Annotated in this window: 2 protein-coding genes; both read left to right on the top strand. The window is 74.7% G+C overall.

Annotated features, from left to right (window positions below; genetic code table 11):
• The first annotated feature begins 90 nt into the window (after positions 1-90).
• Positions 91-8,586 carry an SDR family NAD(P)-dependent oxidoreductase gene (locus CV1CTNOD_RS14400; RefSeq protein ID WP_431607117.1) on the top strand — a complete coding sequence of 2,832 codons (8,496 nt, stop codon included), beginning with the start codon at positions 91-93 and terminating at the stop codon, positions 8,584-8,586.
• A 6-nt stretch (positions 8,587-8,592) separates the two neighbouring features.
• A partial coding sequence (locus tag CV1CTNOD_RS14395; RefSeq protein ID WP_131786607.1) for a type I polyketide synthase occupies positions 8,593-14,376 on the top strand: 5,784 nt, incomplete at its 3' end.

Raw genomic sequence — 14,376 nt, 5'->3', positions numbered from 1 at the left:
AGCGGGGGCAGCGGGGGCAGCGGGGGCGATCCCGCGGACGTCGCGCTGTCGCTGGCCACGACGCGGGCACGTTTCGAGGATCGGGCCGTGGTGATCGGCGCAGACCGGGCCGAGCTGTCGGCCGGGCTGCGCGCGCTCGTCGCCGTCGAACCGGCCGCGGGCGTGGTGCGCGGATCGGTGGGCGAGCGCGGGAAGACCGTCTTCGTCTTCCCCGGCCAGGGTTCCCAGTGGACCGGCATGGCGGCACAGCTGCTGGACACCTCCCCGGTGTTCGCCCGCTCGATCGAGGCATGCGCGGCAGCCCTCGCGCCCTACGTCGACTGGTCGCTGCCGGACGTCCTGCGTGGCACCCCGGGCGCCCCGCCGCTGGAGCGCGTCGACGTGGTGCAGCCGGCGCTGTTCGCGGTGATGGTCTCCCTCGCCGCGGTGTGGCGGGCCTTCGGCGTCGAACCCGACGCGGTGATCGGCAGCTCCCAGGGTGAGATCGCCGCGGCGCATGTGGCGGGCGCGCTCACCCTCGAGCAGGCCGCGGCTGTGGTGGCGCTGCGCAGCCGCGCCCTGGTCGACCTGACCGGCCGCGGCGGGCTGGTGTCGGTCCCGCTGCCCGCGGCCGAGGTCGCCACGCTGCTCACGCCGTGGGCCGACCGCGCGAGCATCGGTGTGATCAACGGGCCGGATGCCACGGTCGTCTCCGGCGAGACCGGCGCCCTCGACGAGCTCGTCGAGACGCTGACCGCGGCCGGTGTCGACGTCCGCCGGATCCCGGTGGAGTACGCTTCGCACTCGCCGCAGGTCACCCTGGTGCGCGAGCGGCTGCTCGAGCTGCTCGAGGGCATCACACCGGTGGCGGCGGACGTCGCCTTCTACTCGACCGTCACCGCCACCCGGCTGCCCACGACCGAGCTGACCCCCGCCTACTGGTACCGGAACCTGCGGGAGACCGTGGATGTCGACCGGACGGTCCGGGTGGCACTCGCGGCCGGGCACGCCACGTTCATCGAGGTGACACCGCACCCGGTCCTCACCGGCGCGATCCAGCGGATCGCGGCGGACGCCGGCCCCGAGCACACCGACACCCTTGTCACCGGTACGTTGCGCCGCCACGACGGGGGTCCCCGCCGGCTGCTCGCGTCGCTGGCCGAGGCGTACGTGCGGGGGGTCGACGTCGACTGGACGGCGGCGATCGACCCGGCGGCGCGCGCGACGGACCTGCCCACCTATCCGTTCCAGCGGCGGCGGTTCTGGCTGGGGGGCTCGGCGGCCCGCCCGGCACTGTCCGCAGTGATACCGGTACAAAGCATACCGGGACATGACGCACCAGCACCCAACGTGCCGGCCTCCGGCGCGCTGACAGCGTCCGCCGGCAGCCCGTCGCGGCTGGCCCGCCGGCTCGGCGGGCTCTCGCCGAGGGAACGCGACGCCGCCCTGCTCGACCTCGTCCGCACCGCGGTGGGAACGGTCCTGGGCCACGCAGGCCCGGCGGGGGTCAACGCCGAGCGCACGTTCAAGGACCTCGGTCTGGACTCGATCGCGGCGGTGCAGTTCCGCGGCCTGCTGGCGACCACGACCGGGCTCGAGCTGACGCCCACATTGACCTTCGACCACCCGACACCCGCCGCACTCGTCCGCCATCTCGCCGAGCTCGCTGCGCTCACCCCGGGAGCCACGAAAGCCGCCGCAGCCGCGCCGCTCGACGGCTCCGGTGTTCACACCGGCACCGCGGCGGGGGCCGTGGCGGACGAGCCGGTCGCGATCGTCGCCGTGAGCGGACGCTGGCCGGGCGGGGCCGACTCCCCCGAAGCGCTGTGGGATCTGGTCGCCACCGGACAGGACGCGATCGGCGGATTCCCGACGGACCGCGGCTGGGACCTCGACGCCCTGTACGACCCGGGCGACGCCGACGACCGCGGCGCGGGCCGGCCCGGGACGTCCTACACCCGCCAGGGCGGCTTCCTCGGCGACGCCGGCCTGTTCGACGCCGCGTTCTTCGAGATCTCCCCGCGGGAGGCCGCCGCGATGGACCCCCAGCAGCGGCTGCTGCTGGAGACCACATGGGAGGCGCTGGAACGCACCGGTATCGACCCGGTGGCCCTGCGGGGCAGCTCGACCGGCGTCTTTGTCGGCGCCACGCCACAGGACTACGGACCGCGGCTGCACGAGGCCACCGGCGGCGCCGGCGGGTACGCGCTCACCGGCAGCCTCCCCAGCGTCGCCTCCGGGCGCCTGGCCTACACCTTCGGTTTCGTCGGACCGGCGATCACTGTGGACACCGCCTGCTCGTCGTCGCTGGTGGCGCTGCACCTGGCCGTGCAGGCGCTGCGGACCGGCGAGTGCGGGCTCGCACTGGCCGGCGGCGTCAGCGTGATGTCGACGCCCGGCATGTTCACCGAGTTCTCCCGGCAGCGCGGGCTGTCCGCGGACGGCCGGTGCAAGTCGTTCGCCGCCGCCGCGGACGGCACCGCCTGGGCGGAGGCCGTGGGCATGGTCGTACTGGAGCGGCTGTCGGACGCACGTCGGCATGGCCACCACGTCCTGGCGGTGATCCGCGGCAGCGCGGTGAACTCCGACGGTACGAGCAACGGGCTCACCGCGCCGAGCGGGCCGTCCCAGCAACGGGTCATCAACGCCGCGCTCGCGGGCGCCCGCCTCAACCCGGCCGACGTCGACGCCGTGGAAGCACACGGCACCGGCACCACACTCGGCGACCCCATCGAAGCCCAGGCCCTGCTCGCCACCTACGGACAGAACCGCCCCACCGACCGCCCACTGCTACTCGGCTCGGTCAAATCCAACATCGGCCACACCCAGGCCGCCGCCGGCGTCACCGGGGTGATCAGCGTGGTCGGGGCGCTGCAGCGGGGGTTCCTACCCAAGACGCTGCACGTGGACGCGCCGTCCCCGCACGTCGACTGGTCCACCGGCGCGGTCGAACTGCTCACCGAGACCCGGCCATGGCCCGAGGTCAACCGTCCCCGGCGGGCGGCGGTGTCCTCCTTCGGGATCAGCGGCACCAACGCCCACGTCATCCTCGAACAGGCACCGGCACCCGAGGAGAACACACCAGACACCGGAAGCGCGCCGGACGAGGTCGCCACCGGCGGGTCCGGCGGGTCCGGTGACGCCGGTGACACCGCGGCGGTGCCCGTGGCGTGGGCGCTGTCCGCGCGCAGCGAACCGGCGTTGCGGACGGCCGCGGCGCGGCTGCACGACGCCGTGTTCACCCGGCCGGAGACCCGTCCGGCCGACGTCGGACTGTCGCTGGCGACCACCCGTACCGTTTTCGATCACCGTGCCGTCGTGGTCGGCGCCGGCCGCGAGGCGCTGCTCGCCGGACTGCGCGCGGTCGCGGCCGGCGAGCAGGCGCCGGGTGTGGTGTCCGCGGCCGCGTCCGGGCACGCGGGCGGGACGGTCTTCGTCTTCCCCGGCCAGGGATCCCAGTGGCCGGGGATGGCCGCGGGCCTGCTCGACACCTCCCCGGTGTTCGCCGCGTCGATCGCGGCCTGCGCGGACGCGCTCGCCCCGCACGTCGACTGGTCGCTCACCGACGTGCTGCGCGCGGTGGACGGCGCGCCCACGCTCGACCGCGTCGACGTGGTGCAGCCGGCGCTGTTCGCGGTGATCGTCTCCCTGGCCCGGCTGTGGGAGTCGCTGGGCATCCATCCCGACGCGGTCATCGGGCACTCGCAGGCCGAGATCGCCGCGGCTCACGTCGCCGGCGCCCTCACATTGGACGACGCCGCCCGCATCGTCGCGCTGCGCGCCCAGGCGATCACAAAGATCGCCGGGCTGGGTGGGATGATGTCGGTGCCGCTGCCCGCCGCCACCGTCGAGGCCGACCTGGCTGATCTGGCTGATCTGGTCACGGCTACCGGCGAGCCGGCGCAGGCCGGCGGTCAGGTCACCGGCCCGACCAGCGATCAGGCAGGCGCCCAGGTCGCTGTCGCGGCCGTCAACGGCCCGGCCGCCACCGTCGTGTCCGGGCAGCCCGCCGTCCTCGAGGCGCTGCTCGCCGCCTACCAGGCCCGCGGGGTCTCGGCCCGTCGCATACCGGTCGACTACGCCTCCCACTCCGCCCAGGTCGAGGCCATCCGCGACGACGTGCACACGCTGCTCGCGGGCATCACGCCGCGTCCCGCGGACGTCGCCTTCTACTCGACGGTGACCGGCGGCCGGCTCGACCCGACCGAACTGACCACCGACTACTGGTACCGCAACCTGCGCCAGCCCGTCCGGCTCGACGACGCGGTCCGCGCGGCGCTCGCCGACGGCCACCGCACCTTCCTGGAGTGCAGCCCGCACCCCGTCCTGACCGTCGGCATCCAGCAGACCGTCGAGGACGTCGCCGAACACGGCGCCGCCGCGCAGACCGCCGGAAACACCACCGCCGGCCAGGACGCGGCGCAGGGCCCCGTCCTGGTCACCGGCACGCTGCGCCGCGACGACGGCGGCCGCGACCGGCTGCTGCTGTCCCTCGCCGAGCTGTACGCGCACGGCATCGCACCGGACTGGCACGCCGTGTACGGGCCGGATGCCCGCTTCACCGAACTGCCGACCTACCCGTTCCAGCGGGAACGCTACTGGATCACCGCGCCGGCCCACACCGGCCTCTCGGCGCCTGGCCTGGCCTCCGGGCACCCGCTGGCCGACGCGATGGTGCCCGTCGCCGGCGACGACGGCCTGCTGCTCACCGGACGGCTGGCCACGGCCACCCAGCCCTGGCTCGCCGACCATGCCGTCGCCGGTACCACGGTGCTGCCGGGCGCGGCGGCCGTCGAGCTCGCCCTGCACGCCGGGGCCCAGGTCGGCCACGGCCACCTGCGGGAGCTCACGTTGCACGCCCCGCTGGTGATCCCGGACGGCGGAGGCGTCCGGTTCCAGCTCGCGGTGGGCCCGCCGGAGCGCGACGACCCCGGCACGCGCCCGGTGACGCTGTACTCCCGTCCGCAGGACTCCCGTCCGGGTGGCGAGGACACCCACCCCAACGGCGAGATCCCCTGGACCCACCACGCCACCGGCCTGCTCACCCAGGATCCACCGGCCCCGGCACCGGACGATCTTGCCGGGCAGTGGCCACCGCCCGGCGCGGTCGGCATCGACCTCGACGGCCTCTACGACCGGCTCGCCGACGACGGATACGGCTACGGCCCGTTCTTCCGCGGCCTGCACGCCGCCTGGCGGCACGGTGACGACGTCCTCGCCGAGGTCGCGCTGCCCAGCGCGGGCGCCGCCGAGGGGTACGGGCTGCACCCCGCCCTGCTCGACGCCGCCCTGCACGCGGTCGTCGGCCTGCTGCCCGCGCCGGGTGGTGCCCTGCGGCTGCCGTTCGCCTGGACGGACGTCTCCCTGGCCGCCACCGGGGCCAGTGCGCTGCGGGTCCGTGTCCGGCCGACCGGCACGGACACGGTGAGCGTGCACGCCGCCGACCCGGCCGGCGCCGCGGTGGTGGCCGTCGGTGCGCTGGCGCTGCGGCCGGTCGCGCCCGGCACGCTGGTTGCCGGTGGCACCGACGTGGCGTACCTGCTGGACTGGTCGCCGCTGCCGGCGGCCACGACACCCGTCGACGCCTCACCTGTCGACGCTGTCGAGATCCTCCCGGAACTTCCCCCTGATGGGCCGGTGCCGGCCACCGTCGCCGTCTGGGTGAGCGCTCCGGCCGCACCGGGCGTCCCGGCAACGGTGACCATTCCGGCGGCGGAGAGCGTCCCGGCGACGCCGGACGTCCCGGCGGCCGTCGCGGCCACCACCGATCGGGTGCTCGCCACGGTGCAGGCCTGGCTCACCGACGAGCGTTTCGCGGCGGGCCGGCTGGTCCTGGTGACCCGCGGAGCGGTCGCCACCCGCATCGGCGAGGACGTCGCGGACCTTGCCGCGGCCGCGGCCTGGGGACTGGTGCGCTCGGCCCAGTCCGAGCATCCCGGCCGGTTCGTCGTACTCGACCTCGACGGCGACCCCGGTGCCGATCCGGCGCGCGCGGCGGCAGTGGCGGCGGCGGTGGCCAGCGAGGAACCCCAGGTGGCAGTCCGTGACAGCGTGGTGCTGCTCCCCCGGCTCACGAGGCAGCCGGCGCCCGGTTCGGCTGCCTCGGGCGAGCTGCTGCCGGCGCCCGGCACCGGCACCGGCACCGAAAGAAACAGTGACGGCACCGACCGTGATACTGGCCCCATACCATGGCGTCTCGACGTCACCTCGCCCGGCAGCCTGGACTCGCTCGCGCTGGTGGACGACCCGGACGCGGCGCTGCCGCTGGAGCCGGGGCAGGTCCGGGTCGCCCCACGGGCCCTCGGCGTGAACTTCCGCGACGTTTTGATCGCTCTCGGTGTCTATCCCGGCCGGGCCCGCATCGGCGCCGAAGGGGCCGGCGTGGTCGTCGAGGTCGCCCCCGACGTCACCGGCCTCGCCCCCGGCGACCGGGTCATGGGACTGCTGCCGGGCAGCGCCGGCACGCTCGTCCGGGTCGACCGCAGGCTGCTCGTCGGGTTCCCGGCGGGCTGGTCGTTCACACAGGCCGCCACCGTCCCGGTCGCGTTCCTCACCGCTTACCACGGCCTGTTCGACCTCGGCGCCCTGCGGCCGGGCGAGCGGGTGCTGGTGCACGCCGCCACCGGCGGGGTCGGACAGGCCGCCGTCGCGCTCGCGCGCCACCGGGGTGCGGAGGTGTTCGCGACCGCCAGCCCCGCGAAGTGGGACGTGCTGCGCGCACTCGGCCTGGACGACGACCACATCGCCTCCTCGCGCGAGCTCGATCCCGCCGACGGCTTCGAGGCCCGCTTCGGCCGGGTCGACGTGGTGCTCAACGCGCTGGCGCACGAGTTCACCGACGCGTCCCTGCGGATGCTCGGCCCGGGCGGCCGGTTCGTCGAGATGGGCAAGACCGACCCGCGGCACCCCGACGACGTGGCCGCGGACCATCCCGGCGTCTCCTACCTGCCGTTCGACCTGCTCGCGGACGTCCCACCGGAGCGGATCACCGAGCTGCTCGGCGAGCTGGCCGGGCTGTTCGCCGAGGACGCGCTGCGCCCGCTGCCCGTCGCGGCGTGGGACATCCGGCATGCCCCCCGCGCGCTGCGGCACCTCTCTCAGGCCCGCCACGTCGGCAAGCTCGCGCTGACCGTGCCCGGCCGGCTCGACCCCGACGGCACGGTCCTGATCACCGGTGGGACGGGGACGCTCGGCCGGCTGGCCGCCCGCCGGCTGGTCACCCACCACAACGTGCGGTATCTGCTGCTGGCCAGCCGCGGCGGGCCGGGGGCGGACGGTGCCGCGGATCTCGTCTCCGAGCTCACCGAGCTGGGCGCGGCCGTCACCCTGGCCGCCGTTGACGTCGCCGACCGTGACGCGCTGGCCGCGCTCCTGGATGCCGTCCCCCACGCCCATCCGCTCACCGCTGTGATCCACACGGCTGGTGTCCTCGACGACGCCACCGTCACCGGGCTGACCCCATCGCGGCTGCGGACGGTGGCCCGGCCGAAGGCCGACGCGGCGTGGAACCTGCACGAGCTGACCCGGCAGGCGGATCTCGCCGCCTTCGTGCTCTACTCGTCGGCCGCGGGCGTGCTGGGCACCCCGGGGCAGGCGAACTACGCCGCCGCGAACGCCTTCCTCGACGGGCTGGCCGCACACCGCCGTGCCCACGGGCTGCCGGCGACATCGCTGGCCTGGGGGTACTGGGAGCAGACCAGCGGCATGACCGGTCATCTGGACGGGGTGGACGTGGCCCGGCTGGGTCGTGGCGGGCTGCTGCCGCTGCCCACCGAGACCGCGCTGGCGCTGTTCGACGCCGCGCTCAGCACGCCGTACCCGGCCCTGGTACCGGCTCGCATCGACCGGACCGGCACCGACCGGGACGCCTTCGGCCGAGACGACGACCAGCCCGCCGTGCTGCGCGGCCGGCCCCGCGCGACCGTCCGCCGCGCCACCGGGGACGACGGCACGGGGTACAGCGCGGGCGACGGGGCGGGCGACGGCGCGACCAGGTCGGGAGCGGGGACGTCGCTGGCCGAGCGGCTCGCCGGTCGTCCCGAGGACGACCGGAACCGGATACTGCTCGACCTCGTGCGCACGACCGCGGCGACCGTCCTCGGTCACGCCGACGCGGCCGCGATCGATGTCGACCGCGGGTTCCTCGCGTCCGGGTTCGACTCCCTGACCGCGGTGGAGTTCCGCAACCGGCTCGGCGCGGTCGCCGGACTGCGGTTGCCGACCACGCTGCTGTTCGACCATCCGACCCCGGCGGCGCTGACCGCATACCTGCGCACCCTGCTCATACCTGCTGCGGAAAGCAGCAGCGGGACCACAGCCGGGAACGCCACCATCCCGTCCCCGCGGCGGGAATCGCTCACCGACGTGCTGGACCGGCTGGGGACCGTCCTGACGGCCGTACCCGACACCGACACCGACACCGATGCCGACGTCCACGAGCAGGTCGCGGCCAGGTTGCGGCAGCTGGTACAGGCCTGGGACGGTCGCAGGCCCGCGGGTGGGCGGGCCGGTTCCCTGCCCGGTGAGCTGGAGGATCTCCAGTCGGCCGACGACGACGAACTGTTCGACGTGCTCGACAACGAGCTGACAACCCCGTACGGAGGCTGAGCTCACATGTCCCCCGCGTCCCCTGCGTCCTCCCCGTCCCCCGTTCCCAGCACCGGCTCCCGCGGGGAGAACTCTCACACGGAGAACTCCCGCGCGGAGAACCGCGAGGAAAAACTGCGCGACTACCTGCGTCGCGCCACAACCGACCTGCGCGCCGCCCGCGCGCGAGTGCAGGAGCTGACGTCGTCCCGGCACGAGCCGATCGCGATCATCGGGATGGGCTGCCGCTACCCGGGCGGGGTGCGCTCGCCGGGCGACCTGTGGCGGCTGGTCACCGACGAACGCGACGTGGTCGGCCCGCCGCCCGAGGACCGTGGATGGAACCTCGACGACCGCTACGACCCCGACCCGACCCGGCCCGGGGCGACCTACGCCCGCGAGGGTGGCTTCCTCCCCGACGCGGGCGACTTCGACGCCGCCTTCTTCGGCGTCTCCCCGCGCGAGGCGCTCGCGGCGGAGCCGCAGCAGCGGCTGCTGCTGGAGGCCTCGTGGGATGCGCTGGAACACGCCGGTATCGACCCGACGACGCTGCGCGGCTCCGACACCGGCGTGTTCGCCGGGGTGATCGCCTCCGACTACGGTGCCGGCGCCGGGGCCGCGGCGACGCAGCCGCTGGAGGGATACGTCCTGACCGGCGGGACGACCAGCATCGCCTCCGGCCGGGTGGCCTACACGTTCGGTTTCGAAGGTCCGACCGTCACCGTGGACACCGCCTGCTCGTCGTCGCTGGTGGCGCTGCACCTGGCCGTGCAGGCCCTGCGAGGCGGCGAGTGCGGGCTCGCACTGGCCGGCGGCGTGACCGTGATGCCCACACCGCGGTCGTTCGTCGAGTTCTCCCGGCAGCGTGCGCTGGCGGCCGACGGCCGGTGCAAGGCGTTCGCCGCCGCCGCGGACGGTTTCGGCCTCGCCGAGGGTGCCGGGGTGCTGCTGCTGGAACGGCTGTCGGACGCGCGCCGCCGCGGCCACCGCGTCCTGGCGGTCGTGCGGGGCTCGGCGGTGAACTCCGACGGTACGAGCAGCCAGCTCACCGCGCCGAGCGGGCCGTCCCAGCAGCGGGTCATCAACGCCGCGCTCGCGGGCGCCCGCCTCAACCCGGCCGACGTCGACGCCGTGGAAGCACACGGCACCGGCACCACACTCGGCGACCCCATCGAAGCCCAGGCCCTGCTCGCCACCTACGGACAGAACCGCCCCACCGACCGCCCACTGCTACTCGGCTCGGTCAAATCCAACATCGGCCACACCCAGGCCGCCGCCGGCGTCGCGGGCATCATCAAGATCGTGGAGGCGTTGCGGCACGGGTTGCTGCCGAAGACGCTGCACGTGGACGCGCCGTCCCCGCACGTCGACTGGTCCACCGGCGCGGTCGAACTGCTCACCGAGACCCGGCCATGGCCCGCGCTCGACCGTCCCCGGCGGGCGGCGGTGTCCTCCTTCGGGATCAGCGGCACCAACGCCCACGTCATCCTCGAACAGGCACCGGCACCCGAGGAGAACACACCAGACACTGAGACCACACCCGGCGAGAACGCACCGAGCGTAAGCACACCCGACGCCGGGACCGCGGCCGGATTGGGCGGAGCGGTCGGGCCGGGCGAAACGGCCGAGCTGAGCGGGCCGACCGCCGGGTCGACCGGGCCGGCGGTCGCCTCGTCCGCGGCTGCCGGGCCGGTGGCATGGGTGCTCTCGGCGCGGACCGGGGAAGCCCTGCGTGCGCAGGCCACACGTCTGCACGACTACGTCGCGGCCGAACCGTCCGCGCGTCCGGTCGACGTGGCCGCGGCGCTGGTCCGGGGCCGGGCCGCCTTCGCCCACCGGGCCGCGGTCGTGGGCGGCGATCGGGACGCCCTGCTCGCCGGGCTGGCCGGGCTGGCCCGGGGCGAACTGCCGGCGGACGCCGTGCGCGGCACCGCCCCGACCGGCCGGCTGGTCGTCTTCGTCTTCCCCGGCCAGGGCTCCCAGTGGCCGGGGATGGCCACGGGCCTGCTCAGATCCTCCCCGGTGTTCGCGGAGTCGATCGCGGCCTGTGCGGACGCGCTCGCGCCGCACACCGGGTGGAACCTGCTCGACGTCCTGCGTGGCGCCCCCGGCGCACCCTCGCTGGAGCGGGTCGACGTGGTCCAGCCCGCGCTGTGGGCGATGCTGGTCTCCCTCGCGGCGCTGTGGCGCTCGTACGGCGTCCACCCGCACGCCGTCGTCGGGCACAGCCAGGGTGAGATCGCCGCCGCGTACGTGGCCGGCATCCTCACCCTCGACGACGCCGCCCGGATCGTCGCCCTGCGCAGCCAGGCGATCACCGCACTTGCCGGGCGGGGTGGCATGGCCTCGGTGGCGCTGCCCGCGGACGACGTGCTGGCACGGCTGGAACGCGCCGACGGCGCGCTGTCGCTCGCGGCCGTCAACGGCCCGCGGTCGACCGTCGTCGCCGGCACCCCGCAGGCGCTGGCGGACCTGGTCGCCGGCTACCAGGAGCAGGGGGTGCGGGCCCGGCTCGTCCCGGTGGACTACGCCTCCCACTCGGCCCAGGTCGACGGCATCCGCGACCGGGTGCTCGCGGCGCTCGCGGGGATCACTCCCCGGGCAGGATCCGTCCCGCTGCTGTCCAGCGTGACCGCTGACTGGGCCGACGGCGGCACTCTCGACGCGTCGTACTGGTTCACCAACCTTCGCCGTACCGTCCGGTTCGAGGAGGCCACCCGGGCGCTGCTGGGCAGCGGCCACGACGTGTTCGTCGAGGTCAGCCCGCATCCGGTGCTCGTCGGCGGGATCAACGAGACGGTCGACGCCGCCGGCCGCGCCGGCGTCGGCGTGCTGGGCACGCTGCGCCGCGACGACGGCGGGCCGGCGCGCCTGCTGACCGCGCTGGCCGATGCGCACGTCCACGGCCTGCCGGTCGACTGGACCGACGTCCTCACCGGCGCCGACCCGTATGCCGTCGACCTGCCCACCTACGCCTTCCAGCGGCGCCGCTTCTGGCTCGCGGCCGGGTCGACGGCGGCCGGGACGGCGGTGCTCGGGGAGCCCACGGCAGCATTGGGTTCCGCCGAGGACGGGCTCGGCCTGGACGGCGGGAACAGCGAGCTCAGCGCGGCGGGAACGGAAACAGGAACGGGAACGGGAACGCCCGAGCATCCGCTCGCCGCGGCGCTGTCCCCGCAGGCACTGCGGGAACGGCTGGCCGACCTGGTCCGCACGACCGCGGCCGGGGTGCTGGGGCACACCGGCACGGACGGGATCGACGACGAGCAGACCTTCCGGGATCTCGGTTTCGACTCGCTCGCCGCCATGCGGTTGCGTGACGGGCTCGCCGCGGTGACCGACCTGACGCTGCCCAGCACGCTGGTGTTCGACTTCCCGACGCCGGCCGCCCTGGTCGAGCGCCTGATCACCCTGGTGTCGGGCGCGCCCGTGACCACCTCGCGGAGCGCTCGGGCACCCGCCAGCCACACCGAGCCGATCGCGATCGTCGCGGTCAGCGGACGGTGGCCGGGTGGCGCCGACTCCCCCGAGGCGCTGTGGGAACTGGTCGCCGACGGCCGGGACGCCATCGGCGGGTTCCCGTCGAACCGCGGCTGGGACGTCGAGGCCCTCTACGACCCCGAACCCGGCCGCCCGGGGCGGACCTACACCCGTGACGGCGGTTTCCTCTACGAGGCCGACCGCTTCGACGCGAGCTTCTTCGGCATCTCCCCGCGCGAAGCCGCCGCGATGGACCCGCAGCAGCGGCTGCTGCTGGAGTCCGCCTGGGAGGTGCTGGAACGCGCCGGCATCGACCCGCACACCCTGCGGGGCAGCCGGTCGGGGGTGTTCGTCGGCGCGACCCAGCAGGACTACGGCCCGCGCCTGACCGATGCGCCGCGAGACGCCGAGGGGTACGTGCTGACAGGCAGCACGACAAGCGTGGCTTCCGGACGGCTGGCCTACACCCTCGGCCTGGAGGGGCCGGCCCTCAGCATCGACACCGCCTGCTCGTCCTCGCTGGTCGCGACCCATCTGGCCGCCCAGTCGCTGCGCAGCGGCGAATGCGATCTGGCGCTGGCCGGCGGCGTCGCCGTCATGGCGACCCCGGGGCTGTTCACCGAGTTCTCCCGGCAGCGGGGGCTGGCTCCCGACGGCCGGAGCAAGGCGTTCGCGGCGGCGGCGGACGGCACATCCTGGTCCGAGGGGGTCGGGTTCCTCCTGCTGGAGCGGCTGTCGGACGCGCAGCGGGCCGGCCGCCGGATCCTGGCGGTGATCCGCGGCAGCGCGGTGAACTCCGACGGCGCGTCGAACGGGCTCACCGCGCCGAACGGCCAGTCACAGCAGCGGGTCATCGCCGACGCGCTGGCCGCCGCCGGGCTGGCAGCCGGCGACATCGACGCCGTCGAGGCGCACGGCACGGGCACCCGTCTCGGCGACCCGATCGAGGCGGAGGCGCTGATCGCCACCTATGGGCACAACCGTCCCGCCGACCGGCCGCTGCTGCTCGGGTCGATCAAGTCGAACATCGGGCACACCCAGACGGCAGCCGGCATCGCCGGCATCACGAAGATTATTTACGCCCTGCGCCACGGCGTGCTGCCGAAGACCCTGCATGTGGACGCGCCGTCGCCGTTCGTGAACTGGTCGGCGGGCGCGGTGGAACTGCTGACCGAGGCCCGGCTGTGGCCCGAGGCCGACCGTCCCCGGCGGGCGGCCGTGTCGTCCTTCGGGATCAGCGGCACCAACGCCCATGTGATCATCGAACAGGCGCCCGACCAGGGCATCTCAGCGGACGTCCCGGCAGATATCCCGGTGGATGCCCCGGCGCCTGCGATCCCGGCTGCCGCGACCGTGGCCGCGGACCCCACGGCGGCGGTTGTCGTGCTGTGGGTGCTCTCCGCGGCATCACCGGAATCGCTGCGAGCGCAGGCCGCCCGGCTGGCCACGCACCTCACCGCGAACACCGCGCTACGCCCCGCGGACGTGGCGTTCTCCCTGGCCACCACCCGGGCAGCGTTGTCCCACCGCGCCATCGTCATCGCCCACGACCGCGACACCCTGCTCACCGGCCTCGACGCGGTCGCGACCGGCCGGCCGGCGCTCCATACCGCTCAGGGCACCGGCACGTCCGGCAAGCTGGCGTTCCTGTTCACCGGTCAGGGTGCGCAACGCGCCGGGATGGGACGGGGCCTGTACGACACCTACCCGATATTCCGCGACGCCTTCGGCGAAGCCACCGCCGCCCTCGACACCGCACTGACCGGGCACGTCAGCCGGCCAGTGCGCGATGTCGTCTTCGACACCGACCCGTCCAACCTCAACCAGACGCTGTACACCCAGCCGGCGCTGTTCGCCCTCGAGACCGCCCTGTTCCGGCTCGTCACCAGTTGGGGGCTGCGCCCCGACTACCTCACCGGCCACTCCATCGGAGAAATCAGCGCCGCCCACGCCGCCGGCGTGCTCTCCCTCGCCGACGCAGCGACCCTCGTCGCGGCACGGGCCCGGCTGATCCACTCCGCCCCACCCGGCGGCGTCATGATCTCCATCCAGGCAAGTGAGAACGACGTCCGCACCGCCCTCGAAGGCCGGTCAGGCGTGGATCTGGCCGCGGTGAACGGGCCGGCGTCGGTCGTCGTCTCCGGCGACCCCGAGGCCACCCAGCACATCGCGCAGCTGTTCGCCGACCAGGGCCGCAAAACCAAAAAACTCCAGGTCAGCCACGCCTTCCACTCCCACCACCTCGACCCCGTCCTCGACGCCTTCCACACCGTCGCCCAGACCCTCACCTACCACCCACCCACGATCCCCGTCGTCTCCGCCCTCACCGGC

Source organism: Protofrankia symbiont of Coriaria ruscifolia (assembly GCF_900634745.1).
Taxonomy (GTDB): domain Bacteria; phylum Actinomycetota; class Actinomycetes; order Frankiales; family Frankiaceae; genus Protofrankia; species Protofrankia californiensis.
This window is presented reverse-complemented; position numbering and strand designations above follow the sequence as displayed.